Raw genomic sequence first — 21,601 nt, 5'->3', positions numbered from 1 at the left:
GGACTGCCATATAAAACATCATATTTAATACATATTTTGGCATTTTTATCTCTATTCCTGTGCTGCAATATCAGGATCATTTATTATTTAGAGCGAACCTATGAAAAAAACGCTTATTATCGCATCTATGCTGTCTAGTGCTTTCTTATTTACGGCTTGTAGCTCCAACCCGACTCAAACTCAAGCGATTCAAAAACCAAACAACCAATATGAAGTGACTGGTTTAGGCAAAAGTCAGATCATTTCCAAAAATAATGCGATCAGCGCAGCAAATAATGCGTGTGGTAAAAAGGCGACGCCTATTGTTATAGATGAAAAAGTTGAATTTAATGGCGCGCTAAAAGGTGTATTTGACGAACAAACAGGGAAAATGATTACGGCTGCGGCAGGTGTATTAAGTTCAGTAATTGGTAAAGGTGGTATTGAAAAAGATACAGATTATCAAACAACATTGACTTTTACTTGTCAGGCGAATGCTTAATTCCTATAAAAAAACCTCTCAAAATCGAGAGGTTCTTTTATTTTTAGCGCCTTAAAACTGCTTAGCAATAACCATCCAAGCGTGTTAAAGGCAATTTTTGTCCAATCGCTTTTTCAATTTCTGGTAAATAAAAAGCATCATCTTCAGATAAAAAGCTAATACTTACACCTTGAGTACCTGCGCGACCTGTACGACCAATACGATGCACATAATCATCTGACTGCTCAGGAAGCGTAAAATTCACCACATGAGAAACGCCATCTACATGAATACCACGCCCTGCAACATCTGTAGCAATCATGATATTGTGCTGACCATTTTTAAATTGATCTAACATTTTCAAACGCTTATCTTGCGCGATTTCACCTGAAAGCATCACGACTTTATAACCATCTGATTTTAAATGATCATAAAGCTTTCGAACTTGATCTCGTCGATTTGCAAAAATCATGACTTTTTCAATCGGCTCATCAGACAATATTTCTCGCAACAAACGATACTTATCTTTCTTTTCAACAACATAAACACGTTGCTCAACATCCTGATTGGTTTTCTTTTCAGGTTCAATTTCAACAGTTACAGGATTAAACAACCATTGTTGAGCAAGGTTTAAAACGTCATAGCTGAATGTTGCAGAGAACATGAGCGTTTGACGCTGTTCTTTACGTGGTGAATAACGCACAATCCGTTTTACCGATGGAATAAAGCCCATATCCAACAAACGGTCGGCTTCATCAATCACTAAAAACTCAATTTGATCTAACCAAACTTCTTTTTGCTCAGTAAAATCAATTAAACGACCGGGAGTAGCCACCAAAATATCAACAAAATTTTTATCTAATTGCTTTTTTTGTTTATCAAAGTCAACACCACCCACTAAAGTTAAAACATTTAAATCTGAAAACTTAGTTAACTCGCGTGCATCACTTTCAATCTGAATGGCTAATTCACGTGTTGGCGCTAAAATTAAAGCACGTGGCTCACCACGAAAACGTTGACCTTTCACAGGATTTTGCAATAAATCATTAATAATACTGACTAAAAAAGCCGCAGTTTTACCTGTTCCTGTTTGAGCGCGACCAATCGCATCATGCCCAGCCAACGTATATTTCAATACTTTCTGCTGAATGGGGGTCATTTCTTTAAACCCTAGAGCATCAATCGCTTGCTTAAGTTGCGGATGTAAATTTAGGGTTTCGAAACCTGATGACATATATACGTGCTCTAACGGTAAAATATAAAAATATGAAGTATTATAAACAAACACAGCTAAAAAACAAAAACGCCCCAATTCATTAAAATTGGAGCGTCACTTAAGCTTTTACAAACTTAAGAATTAGTCTAAAGGCTGAACTTCTTCAGCTTGAAAACCTTTTTGACCTTGAACAACGCTGAATTCTACGCGTTGACCGTCACGAAGTGAACGGTGTCCGTCGCCTTGAATAGCACGGAAGTGAACGAATACATCGTCACCGCCAGCGCGTTGAATAAAGCCAAAACCTTTAGTATCATTGAACCATTTAACAACGCCTTGTTCACGAGCTGTCATAAGTTAATCCTCAGTTATTTAGAAAAAAGGACCACCCGGTGTTGCAAACAGCAGAGCAAACAAAGTTTAAAATATTTTTTATTTCAAAGCTTGTAATCATTCTGTAAGACTATTAACAAAATCCCGGTTACATCCACTTGTAATTCAGATAAATGAGCAGTTGTTACTGCACCATTCCTAAAACACGCAAGGAGCTTAACATGGGTGAATCACAATTAATAGAATTTTTTTAGATAATTATGAGATAAATATTTTCATTTCATCAATATTTTCTCTAACTTTTAGCTGAAATGCTTTTTCACAAAGTCTTTAACGCAAAAAGATTGGGCTGAGTTATTTTCTTTGTTAGACTAAACATTGTTTGATAGATAAATGTTATTGCTCATAAAATGACTGAAAGTTTAACTCCTGATTACATCACCATTGATGCCATAGGCAAACCTTGCCCTCTGCCACTTTTACTTTTAAAAAAGCAATTGAAAAAGTTACCAACGCCGCAAAATATTTTGCTAAAAGCTTCAGATCCACATAGTGAAATTGACATTTTGCGTTATTGTGAACTTCATCAACTCATTTGCCAATTCACACAAATTTCAGATCATGAGCTACATTTTTTAATAAAATCTTAAGTGTTTCAATTTTAAATTAACAAAGATTCAGTATTTTATGTTAATGCTTGTATAATTGAATAAAAGTTTACATTTCTATACCCAATTTTCCTTAATTATGAATGCCAATACAATTAAGATGAAGCTATGGTATTACCACTATTATCCTATAAGGAGAACTCATGAGTGACAGCAGCAATCAATTGATGCCCCTGTCCTTATCTGCGCCAGGTGTTAATCTGGGTGCTTATATCAGCACTGTGAACCAAATCCCCATTTTGACAGCCGAACAAGAAAAAGTGTTGGCTGATCGCTATTTCTATGATCAAGATTTAGATGCGGCAAAAATGTTAGTGATGTCTCACTTACGTTTTGTTGTTCATATCGCACGTAGTTATGCAGGTTATGGCTTACCTCAAGGTGATTTAATCCAAGAAGGTAACCTTGGTTTAATGAAAGCTGTTAAACGTTTTGACCCCAACATGGGTGTGCGTTTAGTTTCATTTGCGGTGCATTGGATCAAAGCTGAAATTCACGAATATGTCATTCGTAACTGGCGTATTGTGAAAATTGCGACCACCAAAGCGCAACGTAAATTGTTCTTTAATTTACGTAGTTTAAAAAAATCAAGCAAGAAACTGACTTTGGAAGAAGCACAGTCCATTGCCAATGACTTAAATGTGACTGCTGAACAAGTCCTTGAAATGGAAGGACGTTTAACTGCATATGATGCTGCTTTTGAGGCACAAGGCGATGATGACGATGAAGGTTCAACCCATGTTGCACCTGCGCTTTATCTCGAAGATAACCGTTATGACCCTGCACGACTGGTTGAAGAGGAAGATTATGAAGCGCAAAGTACTTCTGCCCTGCACGATGCCATGGAACAGCTCGATGATCGCTCTCGTAATATTTTACAGCGTCGTTGGCTAGATGATGATAAATCTACATTGCATGAGTTGGCTGCTGAATATAACGTTTCTGCCGAGCGTATCCGTCAGTTGGAAAAAAATGCAATGGATAAAATCAAAGTGGCGATGTCATCCAACTAAAAACTTTATTTCTATCTTCATAAAAGGGCGATCTGCCCTTTTATTTTTTATTTAAGTATTAACTTTTACAGTGTTTTTCCGCCTTAACCTCAACTTAAAATTGTGCTAAGGTGATGCGAAAATTGATGTAGATGACAGGCTTATGTGGATTGCAATTTCAGCCCTGAATTTAGCTTTTGCCGTGATCCTGGGTGCTTTTGGCGCACACGGTTTAAAAAAGATTGCATCACCTGAACAATTAGCATGGTGGCAAACAGCAACAGATTATTTTTTCTACCATGCCTTAGGTCTATTGGCGCTGGGTATTTTAAGCAAAGTGATTCCGCAGCTTCCAATTAAAACCAGTTTTCTACTGCTTCAGGTCGGTATTTTATTTTTCTGCGGTTCACTTTATATCATGGCATTGGGTTTACCCCGAGGTCTCGGTGCGATTACCCCCATTGGTGGTGCACTCATGATTGCAGGCTGGTTGCTGTTGGCATGGAATGCACTGAAGTACGCAAAATAAAGCGTTTAAATTTATGTTTTGCTTGAAAGGAATGGATTTTTTATGCAAATTTTCTTAAATGGCGAGCCTCAAGATACGACTTGTCAAAACCTCTTGCAACTCATTCAGGAATTATCCCTTGAAGGCAAACGTTTTGCCGTTGAAATGAACGAAATGATCATTTCCAAAAGTAAACTTGAGCAAACACCCATTGCAGCACAGGATCGCATTGAAATTATTCATGCGGTTGGTGGCGGCTGATGGGTATAGAGAGATTGAATCATCCCATGCAAAATTTTAATCATTCAGACAGTCCTTTAATTATTGGCTCACGTCGCTTTCAATCACGTTTACTGGTTGGCACAGGCAAGTACAAAGACATGCAGGAAACTGATCTGGCGATTCAAGCCAGTGGTGCTGAAATTGTCACGGTTGCAATTCGTCGTGTCAATATTGGGCAAAATCCTGATCAACCCAATTTGCTTTCAGTGATTCCCCCTGAAAAATATACCCTTTTACCCAATACCGCAGGTTGCTTCGATGCCAACAGTGCTGTGCGTACCTGTATGCTTGCACGTGAACTGCTCGATGGTCACAACCTGGTTAAACTTGAAGTTTTGGGCGATGAAAAAACCCTTTATCCGAATGTGACGGCAACACTTGAAGCGGCCCGCACGTTGGTTGAAGATGGTTTTGAAGTCATGGTCTATACTTCTGATGATCCGATTGTGGCACAAGAACTTGAAAGCATAGGCTGTGTTGCCATTATGCCTTTAGGCAGTCTGATTGGTTCAGGCTTGGGCATTTTAAATCCGCATACCATTTCCATTATTAAAGAAAATGCCAAAGTACCAGTTTTGGTTGATGCAGGTGTGGGTACTGCCAGTGATGCAGCGATTGCTATGGAACTGGGTTGTGATGGCGTGCTGATGAATACTGCAATTGCGGCGGCGCAAAATCCGATCTTAATGGCATCAGCAATGAAAAAAGCGGTTGAAGCAGGTCGTGAAGCATATTTGGCAGGTCGTATGCCTCGGAAGCGCATGGCAAATGCAAGCTCACCTGAAACGGGTTATTTCTTTAAATAATCAGTACCAAGCCTTTTATGACTTAATATTGAAAAAGGATTCCTCGGAATCCTTTTTTATTTATAATGAATCATTAGAAAAATGAGGTCATACCATGATAAAAATAATCAGCCCTTTGTTTTTACTCAGTTATTTATCCATTCATATAAGCTATGCCACGCCTGTAGACTTACAAAAATTTATTCCAGCTCAATGGGAAGTGATTTCTAAAGCAAATGGTGATTTAAATGCCGATGGTCAAAGTGATGTCGCACTGTTGATTCAGCCAGAAAATACCCAAATACAGGATCGAAAACTACTGATTTTATTCAAAAACAATCAAAGTTATACACTGTATTTGAATAAAAAAATTCCTGCATGGACTTATCCTGATGAAGAAAACTGTATCAACGATGCCATTTCAGGAGCAGGTCTGGCAATAAAACATGGCATATTGGATATCGGTTTTAATGCCATGAACAGTTGTTCCAATTGGTACGGCGAAGGTTGGACATATCGCTTTCAGTGGCGTAATAAACACTTGAAATTAATTGGTTTTGAATACTGGTTCATCTATAAAACTGATGGTAAATCCAAACGCTATAGTGGAAATTTTTTAACACAAAAATTGAAAAACACTTTTGCGAATGAGTTTGATGATCAGATTCAACCTCAAATTTCATGGAAAAAATTAATCCCGATACGACCAGATCAACTTGAACACATTCAATTTAAAGACAATCCTGGTTTCTTAAAACAGATGATTAAATAAACTCAGCCATATACTCACTGTTCAAATCCCAATAACTGTTCAAACCCCAATCATCATCAAAACTGATCCTGATTGACCTTAAAGCATCAGATCTTTTTCAAGAATCCGAATTTTGACCTCCAATACATCATCCTGAACTTCTGCCTGATATGCCTGCATATGAGCTGTTTCCAGATGTGTTTGTAAGTGCTGCATACTTTCCCAATATTCAAGCATGGTAATCACATTGGGATTTTTATGCTGAAAATCAGCCTCTACTTGTGCATCCAGCAATAATTCATAACCATGACAACCCGACTCTGCCAAAACCGTTGCTGTGATTTTCCGAAAAGCATCTATCACTTTACTTTTATGCTCTATGCCCTCTCGTGTATGGATTTCCGCTATCACAATCAACATGTTGCGGCGTCCTGATTCAATGAGCCAACTGCCAATGCTGCAAAAACCTGATGTAAATGCTCACGATATTGCTGTTCACAATCTGTAATATTGGGTGCTTTAATCACATCGTTGGCAATATAAGTGGCAAGTGCTTGCATACCTAAAAACTGATTGGCTTTATGAAAGGGTAAATAAACGCCATCGACGCCCACGCCATGGAAAAATTGCTCAGGATCGGTAAAGGCTTGCATCGGCGCATTCCAGGTCAAAGACAACATATATTTTTTGTCATGCAGCAAACCACCTGAACCATACTTTTTAGAGGCATCAGAACGGCTACGTCCATCATTGGCATACAAAGTTCCATGACCTTCGGTAAAGACATCATCCATATATTTTTTTACCGTCCAAGGCGCACCCATCCACCAACCTGGCATTTGATAAATCACCACATCCGCCCACAGATATTTCTGAACTTCTTGTTTTACATCATAATCACAGTCTGCACGACTCACCTTTACCGCATGTCCCAACTCGCTTAACACGGATACTGCAAGCTCAGTTAAAGTATTGTTCAATTCACCATTGGAATGTGCAAAAGTTTTCGCGCCATTGATAATCAGAATGTTGCTCATATTTAACTCTAAATCTTAATCGATGACAGCACTATAAAGATTTACGTTATTGCGAAAAATACAAGATTAAGCAAAATATTATTGACTAAAAATCAACAATCATATCAATAAGCATAAAAAAGCACCCGAAGGTGCTTTTCAAAAAAAAATTGTATTGCACTGAAAATTAAGGAATCAAACCTTCATCACGCATGGCAATCTGTACAGATTGACGTTCTGCAACCAAGTTGCGTAGTGCAACAATATTTTTAAATGGTGTTAAGTCATGATGAATCACATTCGACCAATTGGTCAGGACAAATAAATAAGCATCCGCAGGTCCAAAACGGTCATTCACTAAATAATCGTATTCAGACTCACCTAAATAATCATCAATATATTTCAACATTTTATCAATGGTTACATAACCACGTTGTTTTTCTTCGTCAGAAACGGCTGGATTAAAAAACACTGCATATTCATCATGTAATTCTGAGTTTAAATATCCTAACCATTCTAAAACTTTCGCACGTCCCAAACCCGAAGGTGGAATTAAATCTTGTCCTGCATCATGTTGCGCAATAAAAGGAAGGACTGCAACATTCTCAGTCAAAATCAAGCCTGGGTTGATTTCCAAGGCTGGCACATAACCTTTAGGATTAATTTCGTAATAATCTGCCCCTTTTTCAGTCGTGTGCGTTTTTAAATCAACACGTACTAAGTCAAAATCAACATTAATTTCATTAAGTAAAATATGGGCAGCGAGGGAACATGCACCTGGTGAATAATACAGCTTCATATCTAATCCTTGTTATATGGCTATTTCAGTTTTAAAGGGCTTCTTTACCAATTTCAAGTTGAATCAGGTGAAATTTGCAAATAAGCGTAAATTTATAAATAAGTAGTACTTTGAATATTCAGTAAAACCATAAATTTTTCAAGTGAAAATTCACTATGTAAAATCAAAAGATGTTTTATCATACACATTTTTAAAAATGATGAATTTTTAGAAATGAAAAACAAAAAAGCCAGTCATTTATACATGACTGGCTTTTTTGTTATTTGTAACACAAAGTTAATACAATAGATTGAATTAACTCAATTTTAGTTTACTAAAACTCAACTGACCGTCTTCAGCACCGATCAAGATCGTATCACCTAAGATAAAATCTCCTGCTAAGATTTTTTGAGCCAATGGGTTTTCAATCTGTTGCTGAATCGCACGTTTTAATGGACGCGCACCATAAACAGGATCAAAACCAGCATCAATCAGAATATCAAAAGCTTGATCATCAACTTTCAAACCGATGTCACGTTCATTTAAACGAGCACGTAAACGATCCAACTGAATATCGGCAATGCCACGAATCTGTGATTTTTTCAATGAATGGAATACCACCAATTCATCAATACGGTTAATAAACTCGGGACGGAAATGTTGTGATACCGCATTCAACACAGTTTCACGAACATCTTCATCGCTGGCATTTTCACCCAATTCACGGACATCACTTGAGCCCAAGTTCGAGGTCATCACAATCACAGTATTTTTAAAGTCAATCAAACGACCTTGTGAATCCGTTAAACGACCATCATCCAATACCTGTAGCAAGATATTGAACACATCTGGATGCGCTTTTTCAACTTCGTCAAACAACACAATACTGTATGGTTTACGACGAACAGCTTCTGTAAGCACACCACCTTCTTCATAACCCACATAGCCCGGAGGCGCACCAACCAAGCGACTGACCGAGTGTTTTTCCATAAATTCAGACATATCGATACGAATAATCGCATCATCACTATCAAATAAGAAATTACCCAATGCTTTGGTCAATTCAGTTTTACCCACCCCTGTTGGTCCAAGGAATAGGAACGAACCACTTGGACGGTTCGGATCGGACAATCCTGCACGTGAACGACGCACTGCATTCGATACCGCAACCACAGCTTCTTCCTGACCCACCACACGGTTATGTAAGAATTCTTCCATATGAAGCAGTTTCTCACGTTCACCTTGTAGCATTTTCGATACAGGAATACCTGTTGCAGCACTGACTACTTCAGCAATTTCATTTTCAGTCACTTTGGTACGAATCAGTTTCGGTTCTTCATTGACTTCCGCCACTTCTTCTTCATTCAAACGTTTTTGCAACTCAGGAATCACACCATATTGCAAACGACTTGCTTCTGCCAAATCACCTTCACGTTGTGCTTTTTCAAACGCTGTACGGGCTTTGTCAAGTTCAATCTGGGCTTGATTTGTGCCATCAACCAAACGTTTTTCAGCAATCCACACCTCTTCCATATCGCTGTATTCTTTCTGAACTTCAGCGATTTGTTTTTCCAGATGCTCAACTTCAGCTTTACTCACAGAATCAGCATCTTTTTTCACTGCTTCCAACTGCATTTTCAATTGGATTAAGCGGCGATCCAAACGGTCTAATGGCTCAGGTTTTGAGTCAATTTCCATTTTGATGCGTGATGCTGCTTCATCAATCAGGTCAATCGCTTTATCGGGCAACTGACGGTCTGTAATGTAACGATGTGACATTTTCGCTGCAGCAATAATTGCTGAGTCAAGAATTTGCACACCATGATGCGTTGCATACTTGTCTTTTAAGCCACGTAAAATTGCAATGGTATCTTCAACACTTGGCTCATCAACCAATACTTTTTGGAAACGACGCTCTAACGCTGCATCTTTTTCAATGTACTGACGATATTCATCCAGTGTGGTTGCACCAACACAACGCAACTCACCACGTGCTAATGCAGGTTTGAGCATATTGCCCGCATCCATCGCACCATCGCCTTTACCTGCGCCTACAAGCGTATGTAATTCGTCGATAAATAAGATGATTTCACCATCGTATTTTGCTAAATCTTTCAGCACGGCTTTTAGGCGTTCTTCAAATTCACCACGGTATTTTGCACCTGCCAATAAAGAACCTAAGTCCAATGATAAAACACGTTTACCTTTGAGGCTTTCAGGTACTTCACCATTGACAATACGTTGTGCTAAACCTTCTACAATGGCTGTTTTACCCACCCCTGGTTCACCAATCAACACAGGGTTGTTTTTAGTGCGGCGTGACAAGACCTGAATGGTACGACGAATTTCTTCATCACGACCAATCACAGGATCTAACTTGCCTGACAACGCACGCTCAGTCAGGTCAATGGTGTATTTATTTAACGAATCACGTTGATCTTCATGGTTATTTGCCATAACTTGTTCGCCACCTCGAATATTTTCAATTGCTTTGCGTAGTTTGTCAGTCGTCACACCCACGCTACTTAATAATGTTTTGGTTGCACCTGTTTCAGCGAGCGCCAAAATCACCCAATCGGTTGATAGAAATTCATCCCCTGCCTTTTGTGCAAAACTGTCAGCCAAGTTGAGTGCACGCACAGCCTCAGGGTTTAAGTTAATATCACCTGTCGGATTGCTAAGTGTTGCAGCATCATTGAGGGCTTGTTGCAGTTTATTTTTCAGTTCAGGTAAATTTGCACCTGATTGCTGCAATAAACTGAGGTTTGAAGGTTCTTCCAATAAAGCCGAAAGAATATGAATACCCTCAATCGCTGTATGGTCTTTACCCATCGCTAAAGATTGGGCATCGGATAACGCTTGTTGCAGGCGGTTGGTAAATTTTTCAAATCGCATTCTTGTTATTCCTCACAACAAATTCTGTACTTGAATAATAAATGGGAACACTTTGTGAATTTTCAACTTAAATTTTTAAATATTTAATATATTTTTCAAAAACTTACTAAAATACTCAGGATATATTTCAGTATTAATATGCGTCCTGAATGTTTCTTTTTCAAGTCAGTGTTTTAGAAAAATATAAGGGCTAATTTAAAATATTTGTATTTGCATGATAATGTTTTAAAGTAAGCTGAAATGAGAATTTTTAGAATAAAAACAATGTTGATTTTTGGTAAAAGATGAATGTATATAGCAATTTCACAACGAGTTTAAAATAGGATAAATTATGGGAGAACAGACACAACATATAACTATCGCTTTATTTAGCAATGAGAGCCATATTTCTAAATTTATCAATATATTAGTAAACACCTATCAAATTAAAATTTTAGAAAAAAATTTTTATACCAACGCAAGACCGTATAGGTTATATTTCATTAATGAATACCCTTATTTCTACTCTGAAGAATTTATTAATAAATATCAAAATTATATTTATGATTTTGAGAATTCAATCAGCTTAGGATATCCTTACGAAAATATATCTGATTCTGATCTAACTCACTATAAATTAGAGGTTGAGTTTTACGAATATTTTAGATTTTTTATTGATGAAAATAACCCCATAGAAATTTTAAAAAATAAGATAAATAAACAAACTTTGATGCAATTTGATATATTTTTTTATTTTGATATTTCTTTAAATAAATATGTTCTATTTCAGGTCATTACGAGTGACATATATAATTTACTAAGAAGTTATTTTTTTTATATAAATGACAAAAAAAACTATCTACTTTATGCAAAAGAATTTATGCAATCAAATAACGGTTTGATTAGCAAAAAATATGAAGAGTTATATCAAAAAAATTTTTACTACTATGAAAAATTAATGGTTCAGACATTAAATCCATCCGTTTTTATTAATTTAATAAAATACTCAGATTGTTTTAGTTTTGATGAAGATACAACATTAAACCTAAATTACTATTTCTTAGGAAAACACAATCTAAAATTAAAAAATGATTTTCACTGGAATCGAATAAACAAATTATATTTAAATTTTGATAATTAAATATAAATCAAATTTTACTCTTATATATATGATTAAAAAATCAATTACATAAGAGTAAATGTTCCAATGCCACAATTGACATTGGAATTTTTGATGCAAACTAAACTTTCGACTTGGTTGCTGAACTTTGCGATACCGCACTATTTGCAGGCACACTTTGTGTAATCCAGACATTCCCACCAATAACAGCACCCTGACCAATGGTAATACGCCCTAAAATGGTCGCACCTGCATAAATCACCACATTATCTTCAACGATAGGATGACGCGCATATTCCTTTTGTAAACGCCCTTCACCATCGACTTCAAAACGCTTCGCTCCCAATGTAACCGCCTGATAAATACGAACATTTTTACCGATAATACAAGTTTCACCAATCACCACACCTGTTCCATGATCAATAAAGAAACCTTCATCGATTTCTGCACCAGGATGAATATCAATCCCTGTTTTGGAATGTGAAATTTCAGCAATCAAACGTGCTAACAAAGACAAATCTTTTTTATAAAACTCATGGGCAATACGATGATAAATAATCGCCATAATCCCAGGATAGCAAAGTAATACTTCATCGACACTACGAGCGGCTGGGTCACCGTGATAAGCAGCGATGACATCAGTATCGAGCAGACGACGTAATTCAGGCAATTTTTGTGCAAATTCAGTCACAATATTTTGTGCAATTTCATCAATTTCACTCAGATGTTCTTGTTGCTTTTTATACTTAGCATCATAACTCAAGTTCAGTTTGACTTGCTCTTGTAGGGCATACAAGTTTTTTTCTAAAGTATGTGCGATATAGAAATTTTCACTTTGTTGTCTTAAATCGTGTGGTCCCAAACGCATGGGAAACAAGATTCCACATAGATCATTCATGATCTTTTTGATTTCTTCTTTGGAAGGCAGCTCCCTACCTCCAAAAACTTTTAAGCTTTTTTGCTTGGTTCGCCATTCACTGCGTGCCTGCTGTAATTCTGTCACGATATTTTGAATATTCCATTGGGTCATACGTCTACCTGCTATGTCTTTGCTCATTTCATTATTGTTTTAATAACAAAATATGTTTCACTCGATTGTTCAGTTCTTCTATGTAAATGGTATTTTAATCATCTGTTTTTATATAATAATTATTCGTATATCTATAGCAGATTTGTATATAAATGAAGCTAAATTTTAAAAATCACTTTTCTAAAAAAAGAATATACAATCCATTTTTTATTCATTTTAAGAATATAAAAAAGCATTATATTGAGCCTAAATATTTTCAATAAATTCTGAAATAACATTTTAAGAATTTGATCAAGGTGAACCATGACTAGCGCAACTCAAATTAATACCATCCAATTAGATGAACAAAAAGTCAAACAAATTTTGACTGAAGCTAAACAGCGCGCAGAAGATCATTATCTAGAGTTTACTGGCACTGTTTTACCACACGAAGCTTGGGCATTATTTCAATCAGATCTTGCTGTTATTGTTGATGTTCGTACAAATGAAGAACGCAAATTTGTAGGTTATGTTGAGGACACCATACACATTCCTTGGGCAACAGGTACAGCATTAAATCGTAATCCACGTTTTGCCAAAGAACTCGAAAATAAAGTCGGGAAAGATAAAATTATTCTACTACTTTGCCGTAGTGGAAAGCGCTCAGCTGCTGCTGCAAATGTCGCATTTAATGCAGGATTTGAAAATATTTACAATATTGAACAAGGTTTTGAAGGCGATCTCGATGAAAATAATCATCGTGGTGCTTTCAATGGTTGGCGTTTTCATGACCTACCTTGGAGACAAGAATAATTTGCACTTTTTGGAATAAGCTTAGCATTTTACTTCACAAAAGTTCATTTTTTAATCATAAAAAATTAGAAGATTTTGTGAAGTAAATCTACTAGATTAGTCATTCAGCATGACAGCTTTAAAATGAAAAAAATAAAAGATTGATTCAAATTAAAACTGATACAAAGGAGAACACAGGGACATTTTATCTAACATATTCATACTTATTAAAAAACAAACACATTTACAAATACATCAGGATTTACCATGGCTAAAAACCAAGATACACCACGCCAAGCATTAAATGACCTAGCAGCTCGTCAACTTGCCAATGCAACAAAAACTGTCCCACAACTATCAACAATTACGCCGCGATGGTTGACACATCTATTACAATGGACACCTGTAGAAGCTGGTATTTACCGAGTAAATAAAGTTAGTAATACCGATGATATTCAAGTGGCATGTACACAACGTGATGAAGCAACATTGCCACAAACTTTTGTAGACTATGAAGTTAACCCACGTGAATATTTTTTAAATGGTGTTTCAACTGTTTTAGATATTCATACTCGTGTTTCTGACTTATATAGCAGCCCACATGACCAAATTAAAGAACAACTACGCTTAACCATTGAAACCATCAAAGAACGTCAAGAAAGTGAGCTGATCAATAATCCTGAGTATGGCTTATTAGCAAGTGTTGCCGATGGACAACGTATTTCAACGCTTACAGGCGCACCTACACCAGATGACTTGGATGATCTACTACGTAAAGTATGGAAAGAACCTGGCTTTTTCTTAGCGCACCCAGATGCAATTGCTGCTTTTGGTCGTGAATGTACGCGTCGTGGTGTTCCACCTCCAACTGTAAGTCTTTTTGGTTCTCAATTCATCACTTGGCGTGGTATTCCACTGATCCCTTCAAATAAAATTCCTGTAGAAGATGGTAAAACTAAAATCATCTTGCTGCGTGTAGGTGAAAAACGTCAAGGTGTAGTTGGTCTATTCCAACCAGGTCTAGCAGGTGAACAAGCGCCTGGCTTATCTGTGCGTTTTATGGGCATCAATCGTAATGCTATTGCCTCTTATCTCATTTCTCTATATTGCTCTTTAGCTGTATTAACAGAAGATGCTTTGGCTGTACTTGAAGATGTGGAGGTTGATAAATACCATGACTATCCAACAACTTACAAGTAATTTACCTTCTACTGATGCTGCATCTGCAACCGCAGATGCACCGATTAGTGAATCGGTTATTGCACAATTGGCAGCAGAGTTTTTCTCTGCTTTGCCAAAGCAAAACGCACATGGTTTAAACTTAGATTTACCTGAGCATGCAGCACCAAGTATTAGTCATCCGCCACAGCCAAAGGATCCAATTGCGGCTTTGAGTGGGCGCATCCCTGCTGTAGTGCAACAAAGTAGTCTTAACCCTAATTCTACTCAACGCTTGGCTGATCCAACCACAGATCATCCTGAACGTCGTATTTTGTCTTCATCACCTGTGATTGGTGGCGCGCATAATCCTGATCCTTCAGCATTATTCAATCGTATTCATTTACCTTCAGGCGCAAGTGAAGTACCGCAAGCATCACCCACGCTTGCAAACGATGTATCAGGACCATCAGCTTATTACTTTTTAGACATTCCAAAACCTGATTCATTACAAACGAGTCAGTCTGGTGATGTTTTGCGTAACCCTTTTGCTTTTGATGATTATCATGTTGTTGATGACCATCAACTTCAAGGTTTACTCAAAGATCGTAATGATAAACCCGTAACAACTGAATCGGGCTATTACTTCACAGCAACGCCTCAGTTAGATCAATCTCAATTTAAACGTGATCAAGATTTACAAATCCCAACGACAGCACAAAATTATCAACCCATTGATATTTTGCAAATCCGACGTGATTTTCCTATCTTACAAGAACGTGTAAATGGCAAACAGTTGATTTGGCTAGACAATGCTGCAACAACACATAAACCACAAGCTGTGATTGATCGTATTTCATATTTTTATCAACATGAAAACTCGAACATTCACCGTGCTGCGCATGAGTTAGCTGCACGTGCAAGTGATGCTTATGAACATGCACGTGATGTTGTTGCCCGTTTTATTGGCTCTCCTTCTGCACAAAATATTGTGTTTGTTCGAGGGACAACAGAAGGCATTAACTTAATTGCAAAATCATGGGGCAAACAAAATATTGGTGCTGGAGATGAAATCATCGTTTCAAATCTTGAACATCATGCCAATATCGTGCCATGGTTTCAGTTGACCAAAGAAACAGGCGCTAAACTTCGCGTTATTCCAGTAGATGATACAGGTCAAATTCGCATTGATGAGTTTGTGAAGTTACTCAACCCAAGAACCAAACTGGTGGCAATTACACAAGTTTCTAATGCTTTGGGTACCGTAACACCGACTCAAGAAATCATTGCACTTGCACATGCGGCAGGTGTTCGTGTATTGATTGATGGTGCGCAATCTGTTTCGCATATGCCAACCAATGTGACTGCTTTAGATGCTGACTTCTTTGTGTTCTCGGGACATAAAGTCTTTGGTCCTACAGGTATTGGTGCTGTTTATGCCAAATCTGAATTACTTGACACTATGCCTGTTTGGGAAGGTGGCGGTAATATGATTCAAGACGTGACTTTTGAAAATGTAATCTACCAACCTGCACCGAATAAGTTTGAAGCAGGAACTGGAAATATTGCAGACGCAGTTGGTCTGGGTGCAGCACTTGAATATGTAGAAAGCATTGGTATCCATAATATTGCACGTTATGAACATGACTTGCTTGAATATGGTCAACATGCGCTACAAAGCGTTTCAGGTTTAAGATTAATTGGTACAGCTTTGAACAAAGCCAGTGTCATGTCATTTACCTTAGCAGGTTATGAAACTGAAGAAGTGGGTAAAGTTTTAAATCAATACGGAATTGCAGTTCGTACAGGGCATCACTGTGCGCAGCCAATCTTGCGCCGTTTTGGTGTAGAACGTACGGTACGCCCTTCTCTAGCGTTTTATAACACCACTGAGGAAATTGATTTATTGGTTTCAGTCTTGCATCAACTTAGACGAGCAAAACCGTATAAATCTTAATTTTTTATCCAATCATCATCACATGCTTAATTCATTAGGCATGTGATTTTGTCATTTCTTTTTTATAAAATCTTTTATAACAACGCTTTTGTCACAACTTTCCTAGTCACTAAAACACACTTAGGCTATTTCATATTAACAATCAAACGCTTGAGTTTACACTTTCAAAAGTTACACTTGATAAAAATTTATCACATTTTAAAAGCTTATGTTTTCAATCAAAACAATCTTAATTCTTTGTGGATTACTAACAAGCGCGCAAATTTTTGCTCTACCACAAGACTCGCGCCGTGCAGGTGGCATCGCGGTGATCCCACTTTCACAAAATATTTCTGAAGTAAAATATAAAGATCAACCGATTTTAATCACGCAACCGAATACTCAACGTTATGCAATTTTTGGTATACCACTTTCTACCCCTGTAGGCTCATTAGAACTACAAACCAATGCTCAACCCATTCAAATTGAAGTGAAGCCTTATAAATATGCAGAACAACGCTTGAATGTTAAAAATCAAGATTATGTCAATCCGCAGCAAGAACAACTTGACCGTTATGCGATAGAAGCCAAAGAACAAAATGACATTTATACCTCATTCAGCCCTGCACAATTTTCTGATTTTCCAAACTTTATACGTCCAACTGCTGGAAAATTTAGTAACTCTTTTGGGCGCAAACGTTTCTTTAATGGTGAAGAACGCGCACCACATTCAGGCTTAGACATTCCTGCACCTGTAGGACAGAAAGTGGTTGCTCCAGCATCTGGTGTTGTTGTCGGGGTTGGTGACTATTTCTTTAATGGTCAAACTGTTTTAGTTGATCATGGGCAAGGCTTGATCAGTATGTTTTGCCACTTAAGTAAAATTAATGTTGTAAAAGGACAGAAATTAACGCAAGGCCAGGTTTTAGGCTTAGTCGGTAAAACAGGTCGTGTAACAGGTCCACATTTACACTGGGGAATGAGTTTGAATAACGCTCGAGTTGATCCGCAATTATTTTTAAATCAATAAAACTTAAGCTATTTGCGCATATTTAAGGGAAAACTGAAGATCAGACACATTTTGTAATAATTTTAATTGATATTTTTTCAATTTAAATAAATTTAGTGATTTTCATCAATTTTTTAAGATTAAATGTTGATGTATACACTCGGAATTAAACTTAAAATTTATCAATTTCGAACAAAAAAAAAGCCAAAATGTTTTTGGCTTTTTTTTATTGTATTTTATTCTGCTGCAATAATTTCAAAATCATGGCTGATCACAACACCACCATCTGATAGCATTTTACTTGCAGAACAGTACTTTTCAGCAGAAAGTTCAACTGCTTTAGCTACTTGCTTTTCCTTTACATCACGTCCAGTCACCACAAAATGTAAATGAATTTTAGTAAAAACTGCTGGGATTGTATCTGCACGATCAGCCTTGAGCTGACATACAACACCTGTCACATCTTGGCGAGATTTCTTTAATATAGTCACAATATCAAAAGAAGCACAGCCACCAAGTCCCATTAATATCAGTTCCATGGGACGTGGTCCACGGTTTTCTCCGCCATATTCAGCAGAACCATCCATAACAACCTGATGTCCACTTTCCGATTTTGCTTCAAAAGCAACATTCTCTAACCAATGTACGCTAGTTTGCATTGCAACTACCTAAAAAAAGCTATAAATTTACAGTGTACCTGTACACTAGCATAAAATGAGTTGATAAGGAATTTCATCTCTTACGCTTCTATGTGACGAGTTCAATTTAGATTTATGATCTAGTTATTATCCAATTTGGAATTTTTTAGCATGTCTTCTAATTTAGCACAACTTAGTACAGATGCTTTGTCTCCTGGGCAACTGCCAGAATCTGTCAAAGCATTACTCAAGCGTGCTCACATCAATCGTTTTCCGAAACGTACGACTATTGTTGATGCGGGTTCAGAGTCAAAATCACTGTATTTAATTTTAAAGGGATCGGTATCAATCATTTTACGTGAAGACGATGACCGTGAAATTGTAGTTGCTTACCTTAATCCAGGAGATTTCTTCGGGGAAATGGGGTTATTTGAACAAAATCCTCAACGTACTGCTGAAGTAAGAACTCGTGATGTTTGTGAAATTGCTGAAATCTCATATGAGAATTTCCATGAAATCAGCAAACAATATCCTGACTTAAGTTATGCTGTGTTTGCACAATTGGTCAGACGTTTAAAAAATACCACGCGCAAAGTAACAGATCTGGCATTTATTGATGTTTCTGGTCGTATTGCACGTTGTTTAATTGATCTTTCAGCGCAGCCTGAAGCCATGATTTTACCAAATGGTCGTCAGATCCGCATTACACGTCAAGAAATTGGTCGTATTGTGGGTTGCTCACGTGAAATGGTCGGTCGTGTTCTAAAAACACTTGAAGAACAAGGCATGATTGAAACAGATGGTAAAGCCATTCTGATTTTTGATGTATCTTTAGAAGAATCTTCATATAATGAAGATGAACATGATGATGAATAATTAATTTATATTTTTCATTTTAAAAGCAAATCTTCGGATTTGCTTTTTTATGTGTAACTCTTGTGACTCTCCGTTGAGCTATAAAAATAATTGATTCAAGATAGAAATGTAACACTCATACTTTAACGATAATACTTAAGGATCATCTCAATGAAATATAATCCACTAGGTCAATCAGGTATTGAAGTTCCTGAAATTTGTTTAGGTACCATGACCTTTGGTGAACAAAATACCCAAGCTGAAGCTTTTGAGCAGCTCGCTTATGCTTTAGATCAAGGTTTGTATTTTTGGGACACCGCAGAAATGTATCCTGTACCGCCCAAACCTGAAACACAAGGTGCAACTGAAGAAATTATTGGACAATGGATTGCACAAAATGGGCAACGAGATAAGCTGTTTATTGCTTCAAAAATTGCAGGTCCACAACAAGGTGGCAGCCATATCCGAGATGGGCATACGAAGTTTATTGAAAGTGAAATTGCATCGGCTATAGATGGCTCTTTAAAGCGTTTACAAACAGATTATATTGACTTATATCAGTTGCATTGGCCACAACGTGCAACGAATTTCTTTGGCACATTAGGTTATGGCAATAAACAAGCACAACAAAATATTGACATTACGCCTTTAGAGCAAACATTAGAAGCGCTCAGTAAAGAAGTCCAAAAAGGTCGTATTCGTCATATTGGCTTGTCAAACGAAACCCCTTGGGGAACCTTAAAATTTTTACATTTAGCTGAAAAATTAGGTTTAGAAAAGATTGTCAGTGTGCAAAATCCGTATAGCTTGCTCAACCGTACTTATGAAGTTGGTATGTCGGAAATTGCACAGCATGAAAATATTGGCTTATTGGCTTATTCACCTTTGGCTTTTGGATATCTAACAGGTAAGTTCCGTCATGGTGCCCGTCCTGCTGATGCCCGTATTACTTTATTTAGTCGCTTTAGCCGTTATAGTAACCCTGAAAGTGAATGGGCAATTGAGCAATATGCATTGCTTGCTGAAAAGCATGGTTTAAGTCTGACACAATTAGCATTGGCTTTTATTAAGCAACAATTTTTTGTGACCAGTACCATTATTGGAGCAACAAACTTAAACCAACTGAAAGAAAATATTGCAGCTTTTGATCTGATTTTATCTGATGAAATTTTACAAGGTATTGAAGATATTCACCGTCAACAACCTAATCCTGCGCCTTAACTGAAAGCCAACATTGCCCCTAATCATTGAATTTGGGGCACTCTCTAAAATAAGTAATCAAATCCGAGTCACTTCACGAGCAATAACCAAACGTTGAATATCTGAAGCACCTTCATAAATTTGGCTGACTCGAACATCTCGATAAATACGCTCTACTGGAAAATCGGATACATAACCATAACCACCATGAATTTGAATGGCATCAGAGCAAACTTTTTCTGCTATTTCAGAAGCAAAAAGTTTTGCCATAGACGCTTCTTTTAAACAGGGTAAATTTGCATCTTTTAAACTCGCAGCATGCAAAATCAACTGTCGTGCTGCTTCAATTTGTGTAGCCATATCCGCTAAACGAAAAGCAACTGCCTGATGTTGCACTAATTCAACTCCAAAAGCTTTACGCTCATTTGCATATTCGACTGCGGCATCTAAAGCTGCACGTGCCATACCGACACACTGTGATGCAATGCCAATTCGACCAGATTCTAAGTTTGATAATGCAATTTTATAACCTTCACCTTCTTTGCCTAATAAGTTTTCAGCAGGAATGCGACAATTTTCAAAAACAATAGTGGCAGTATCAGAGCAATGTTGTCCCATTTTATTTTCAATACGAGACACAATATAACCTTGCGTGTCTGTCGGTACGAGGAAGCATGAAATACCGCGTTTACCTGCTTCTTTATCCGTGACTGCAAAAACGACTGCGAGCTGTGCATGTTGTCCTGTGGTAATGAATTGCTTTGTTCCGTTGATTACCCATTCATCTCCATCACGCACAGCTTTACATTGTAAAGCGCCTGCATCTGAGCCTGCTTGCGGTTCAGTCAAACAAAAACAGCCAAGCCATTCCCCTGTTGCGAGTTTGGTTAAATATTTCTGTTTTTGTTCTTCTGTACCATAACGCTGTGTAATACCGCATGGTAATGAGTTTTGTACACTAACAATAGTTGAAATAGCACCATCCCCTGCGGCAATTTCCTCAAGTGCTAAAACCAAAGAAATATAATCTAAGCCTGCACCGCCATATTGTTCCGCTACAGTCATTCCCAATGCACCTAATGCGCCTAATTCTTTGAGCTCTTGTGCAGGAAAATGAGAGGTTTGATCACGTTCTGCTGCTGTGGGTTTTAATTTGCTTTGTGAATAATCACGCATCATGTCCTGAATCATTTTTTGTTCTTCGTTTAAAATCATCACAGC

At 37.4% G+C, this 21,601-nt stretch carries 23 protein-coding genes; 14 read left to right on the top strand and 9 right to left on the bottom strand.

Features of this window, described 5'->3' with window-relative positions:
* Window positions 1–100 precede the first annotated feature (100 nt).
* On the top strand, window positions 101–481 hold the full coding sequence (locus HX005_RS08440; RefSeq protein WP_286377014.1) for a hypothetical protein: 381 nt from the start codon (window positions 101–103) through the stop codon (window positions 479–481).
* A 61-nt stretch (window positions 482–542) separates the two neighbouring features.
* On the opposite strand, the gene rhlB is transcribed toward HX005_RS08440, so the two are convergent.
* Complete coding sequence (gene rhlB, locus HX005_RS08435) at window positions 543–1,694, bottom strand: ATP-dependent RNA helicase RhlB (protein ID WP_286377013.1); 1,152 nt, start codon at window positions 1,692–1,694, stop codon at window positions 543–545.
* 123 nt (window positions 1,695–1,817) lie between these two features.
* Complete coding sequence (locus HX005_RS08430; RefSeq protein WP_004822370.1) at window positions 1,818–2,030, bottom strand: cold-shock protein; 213 nt, start codon at window positions 2,028–2,030, stop codon at window positions 1,818–1,820.
* A 389-nt stretch (window positions 2,031–2,419) separates the two neighbouring features.
* Here HX005_RS08430 and HX005_RS08425 point away from each other — a divergent pair, with 389 nt between their 5' ends.
* The 6 genes from HX005_RS08425 to HX005_RS08400 all read left to right on the top strand — a co-directional run bounded on the left by HX005_RS08425 (window position 2,420) and on the right by HX005_RS08400 (window position 6,016).
* Window positions 2,420–2,659 carry a sulfurtransferase TusA family protein gene (locus tag HX005_RS08425; protein WP_107007332.1) on the top strand — a complete coding sequence of 80 codons (240 nt, stop codon included), beginning with the start codon at window positions 2,420–2,422 and terminating at the stop codon, window positions 2,657–2,659.
* Between the two features lie 161 nt (window positions 2,660–2,820).
* Window positions 2,821–3,690 carry an RNA polymerase sigma factor RpoH gene (gene rpoH / locus HX005_RS08420; RefSeq protein WP_286377012.1) on the top strand — a complete coding sequence of 290 codons (870 nt, stop codon included), beginning with the start codon at window positions 2,821–2,823 and terminating at the stop codon, window positions 3,688–3,690.
* A gap of 142 nt (window positions 3,691–3,832) precedes the next feature.
* A complete protein-coding gene (locus HX005_RS08415) occupies window positions 3,833–4,198 on the top strand; it encodes a DUF423 domain-containing protein (protein ID WP_286377011.1) in 366 nt (121 codons plus the stop codon).
* 42 nt (window positions 4,199–4,240) lie between these two features.
* Window positions 4,241–4,438, top strand: a complete 198-nt coding sequence (gene thiS / locus HX005_RS08410) for a sulfur carrier protein ThiS (RefSeq protein WP_107007335.1) — start codon at window positions 4,241–4,243, stop codon at window positions 4,436–4,438.
* 26 nt (window positions 4,439–4,464) lie between these two features.
* Window positions 4,465–5,265: a thiazole synthase gene (locus HX005_RS08405; protein ID WP_286377010.1), complete on the top strand. Its 801-nt coding sequence runs from the start codon at window positions 4,465–4,467 to the stop codon at window positions 5,263–5,265.
* 94 nt (window positions 5,266–5,359) lie between these two features.
* Window positions 5,360–6,016, top strand: coding sequence for a hypothetical protein (locus HX005_RS08400; protein WP_286377009.1), 657 nt, complete (start codon window positions 5,360–5,362; stop codon window positions 6,014–6,016).
* 78 nt (window positions 6,017–6,094) lie between these two features.
* Here HX005_RS08400 and HX005_RS08395 read toward each other — a convergent pair whose 3' ends face one another.
* The 4 genes from HX005_RS08395 to clpB all read right to left on the bottom strand — a co-directional run bounded on the left by HX005_RS08395 (window position 6,095) and on the right by clpB (window position 10,684).
* Complete coding sequence (locus HX005_RS08395; RefSeq protein ID WP_286377008.1) at window positions 6,095–6,415, bottom strand: putative quinol monooxygenase; 321 nt, start codon at window positions 6,413–6,415, stop codon at window positions 6,095–6,097.
* The gene (locus tag HX005_RS08390; RefSeq protein ID WP_286377007.1) at window positions 6,409–7,032 is read right to left on the bottom strand and encodes an NAD(P)H-dependent oxidoreductase; all 624 of its coding nucleotides are present in this window, start codon (window positions 7,030–7,032) and stop codon (window positions 6,409–6,411) included. Before HX005_RS08390 ends, HX005_RS08395 begins: the two co-directional genes overlap by 7 nt.
* A gap of 166 nt (window positions 7,033–7,198) precedes the next feature.
* The gene (locus HX005_RS08385) at window positions 7,199–7,810 is read right to left on the bottom strand and encodes a glutathione binding-like protein (RefSeq protein ID WP_286377006.1); all 612 of its coding nucleotides are present in this window, start codon (window positions 7,808–7,810) and stop codon (window positions 7,199–7,201) included.
* A 294-nt stretch (window positions 7,811–8,104) separates the two neighbouring features.
* Entirely contained in the window at window positions 8,105–10,684 is a 2,580-nt protein-coding gene (gene clpB / locus HX005_RS08380) for an ATP-dependent chaperone ClpB (protein WP_286377005.1), read from the bottom strand.
* 331 nt (window positions 10,685–11,015) lie between these two features.
* Between clpB and HX005_RS08375 the strand changes: the two genes are divergently transcribed.
* Window positions 11,016–11,804, top strand: a complete 789-nt coding sequence (locus HX005_RS08375) for a hypothetical protein (RefSeq protein WP_286377004.1) — start codon at window positions 11,016–11,018, stop codon at window positions 11,802–11,804.
* 100 nt (window positions 11,805–11,904) lie between these two features.
* Here HX005_RS08375 and epsC read toward each other — a convergent pair whose 3' ends face one another.
* The gene (gene epsC / locus HX005_RS08370; protein ID WP_286377163.1) at window positions 11,905–12,813 is read right to left on the bottom strand and encodes a serine O-acetyltransferase EpsC; all 909 of its coding nucleotides are present in this window, start codon (window positions 12,811–12,813) and stop codon (window positions 11,905–11,907) included.
* A gap of 303 nt (window positions 12,814–13,116) precedes the next feature.
* Between epsC and HX005_RS08365 the strand changes: the two genes are divergently transcribed.
* From HX005_RS08365 to HX005_RS08350, 4 genes are all read left to right on the top strand, one after another.
* Entirely contained in the window at window positions 13,117–13,605 is a 489-nt protein-coding gene (locus HX005_RS08365) for a rhodanese-like domain-containing protein (protein ID WP_107007343.1), read from the top strand.
* Between the two features lie 246 nt (window positions 13,606–13,851).
* The gene (locus tag HX005_RS08360; protein WP_107007344.1) at window positions 13,852–14,784 is read left to right on the top strand and encodes a family 2A encapsulin nanocompartment shell protein; all 933 of its coding nucleotides are present in this window, start codon (window positions 13,852–13,854) and stop codon (window positions 14,782–14,784) included.
* A complete protein-coding gene (locus HX005_RS08355; protein ID WP_286377003.1) occupies window positions 14,759–16,699 on the top strand; it encodes a family 2A encapsulin nanocompartment cargo protein cysteine desulfurase in 1,941 nt (646 codons plus the stop codon). The genes HX005_RS08360 and HX005_RS08355 overlap by 26 nt, the downstream gene beginning before the upstream one ends.
* A 208-nt stretch (window positions 16,700–16,907) precedes the next feature.
* Window positions 16,908–17,708: a peptidoglycan DD-metalloendopeptidase family protein gene (locus HX005_RS08350; RefSeq protein WP_286377002.1), complete on the top strand. Its 801-nt coding sequence runs from the start codon at window positions 16,908–16,910 to the stop codon at window positions 17,706–17,708.
* A gap of 215 nt (window positions 17,709–17,923) precedes the next feature.
* On the opposite strand, the gene HX005_RS08345 is transcribed toward HX005_RS08350, so the two are convergent.
* Window positions 17,924–18,346, bottom strand: a complete 423-nt coding sequence (locus HX005_RS08345) for an OsmC family protein (RefSeq protein ID WP_107007347.1) — start codon at window positions 18,344–18,346, stop codon at window positions 17,924–17,926.
* 150 nt (window positions 18,347–18,496) lie between these two features.
* On the opposite strand from HX005_RS08345, the gene crp reads away from it, so the two are divergent.
* Together crp and HX005_RS08335 are read left to right on the top strand one after the other, a co-directional pair.
* The gene (gene crp / locus HX005_RS08340) at window positions 18,497–19,201 is read left to right on the top strand and encodes a cAMP-activated global transcriptional regulator CRP (protein WP_107007348.1); all 705 of its coding nucleotides are present in this window, start codon (window positions 18,497–18,499) and stop codon (window positions 19,199–19,201) included.
* A gap of 150 nt (window positions 19,202–19,351) precedes the next feature.
* The gene (locus HX005_RS08335) at window positions 19,352–20,401 is read left to right on the top strand and encodes an NADP(H)-dependent aldo-keto reductase (protein ID WP_286377001.1); all 1,050 of its coding nucleotides are present in this window, start codon (window positions 19,352–19,354) and stop codon (window positions 20,399–20,401) included.
* 57 nt (window positions 20,402–20,458) lie between these two features.
* Here HX005_RS08335 and HX005_RS08330 read toward each other — a convergent pair whose 3' ends face one another.
* Window positions 20,459–21,595 (bottom strand): acyl-CoA dehydrogenase family protein, encoded by a 1,137-nt coding sequence (locus HX005_RS08330; RefSeq protein WP_286377000.1) that lies wholly within the window; start codon window positions 21,593–21,595, stop codon window positions 20,459–20,461.
* Between the last annotated feature and the right edge of the window lie 6 nt (window positions 21,596–21,601).

Origin of the sequence: Acinetobacter sp. R933-2, from assembly GCF_030325485.1 — a bacterium.
GTDB classification, from domain to species: Bacteria; Pseudomonadota; Gammaproteobacteria; order Pseudomonadales; family Moraxellaceae; genus Acinetobacter; species Acinetobacter sichuanensis.
This window is presented reverse-complemented; position numbering and strand designations above follow the sequence as displayed.

Bases quoted from the DNA above. Each gene is read 5' to 3' on its own strand.
- HX005_RS08440 (WP_286377014.1), top strand. From the start codon at position 101: ATGAAAAAAACGCTTATTATCGCATCTATGCTGTCTAGTGCTTTCTTA.
- rhlB (WP_286377013.1), bottom strand. From the start codon at position 1,694: ATGTCATCAGGTTTCGAAACCCTAAATTTACATCCGCAACTTAAGCAA.
- HX005_RS08430 (WP_004822370.1), bottom strand. From the start codon at position 2,030: ATGACAGCTCGTGAACAAGGCGTTGTTAAATGGTTCAATGATACTAAA.
- HX005_RS08425 (WP_107007332.1), top strand. From the start codon at position 2,420: ATGACTGAAAGTTTAACTCCTGATTACATCACCATTGATGCCATAGGC.
- rpoH (WP_286377012.1), top strand. From the start codon at position 2,821: ATGAGTGACAGCAGCAATCAATTGATGCCCCTGTCCTTATCTGCGCCA.
- HX005_RS08415 (WP_286377011.1), top strand. From the start codon at position 3,833: ATGTGGATTGCAATTTCAGCCCTGAATTTAGCTTTTGCCGTGATCCTG.
- thiS (WP_107007335.1), top strand. From the start codon at position 4,241: ATGCAAATTTTCTTAAATGGCGAGCCTCAAGATACGACTTGTCAAAAC.
- HX005_RS08405 (WP_286377010.1), top strand. From the start codon at position 4,465: ATGCAAAATTTTAATCATTCAGACAGTCCTTTAATTATTGGCTCACGT.
- HX005_RS08400 (WP_286377009.1), top strand. From the start codon at position 5,360: ATGATAAAAATAATCAGCCCTTTGTTTTTACTCAGTTATTTATCCATT.
- HX005_RS08395 (WP_286377008.1), bottom strand. From the start codon at position 6,415: ATGTTGATTGTGATAGCGGAAATCCATACACGAGAGGGCATAGAGCAT.
- HX005_RS08390 (WP_286377007.1), bottom strand. From the start codon at position 7,032: ATGAGCAACATTCTGATTATCAATGGCGCGAAAACTTTTGCACATTCC.
- HX005_RS08385 (WP_286377006.1), bottom strand. From the start codon at position 7,810: ATGAAGCTGTATTATTCACCAGGTGCATGTTCCCTCGCTGCCCATATT.
- clpB (WP_286377005.1), bottom strand. From the start codon at position 10,684: ATGCGATTTGAAAAATTTACCAACCGCCTGCAACAAGCGTTATCCGAT.
- HX005_RS08375 (WP_286377004.1), top strand. From the start codon at position 11,016: ATGGGAGAACAGACACAACATATAACTATCGCTTTATTTAGCAATGAG.
- epsC (WP_286377163.1), bottom strand. From the start codon at position 12,813: ATGACCCAATGGAATATTCAAAATATCGTGACAGAATTACAGCAGGCA.
- HX005_RS08365 (WP_107007343.1), top strand. From the start codon at position 13,117: ATGACTAGCGCAACTCAAATTAATACCATCCAATTAGATGAACAAAAA.
- HX005_RS08360 (WP_107007344.1), top strand. From the start codon at position 13,852: ATGGCTAAAAACCAAGATACACCACGCCAAGCATTAAATGACCTAGCA.
- HX005_RS08355 (WP_286377003.1), top strand. From the start codon at position 14,759: ATGACTATCCAACAACTTACAAGTAATTTACCTTCTACTGATGCTGCA.
- HX005_RS08350 (WP_286377002.1), top strand. From the start codon at position 16,908: ATGTTTTCAATCAAAACAATCTTAATTCTTTGTGGATTACTAACAAGC.
- HX005_RS08345 (WP_107007347.1), bottom strand. From the start codon at position 18,346: ATGCAAACTAGCGTACATTGGTTAGAGAATGTTGCTTTTGAAGCAAAA.
- crp (WP_107007348.1), top strand. From the start codon at position 18,497: ATGTCTTCTAATTTAGCACAACTTAGTACAGATGCTTTGTCTCCTGGG.
- HX005_RS08335 (WP_286377001.1), top strand. From the start codon at position 19,352: ATGAAATATAATCCACTAGGTCAATCAGGTATTGAAGTTCCTGAAATT.
- HX005_RS08330 (WP_286377000.1), bottom strand. From the start codon at position 21,595: ATGATTTTAAACGAAGAACAAAAAATGATTCAGGACATGATGCGTGAT.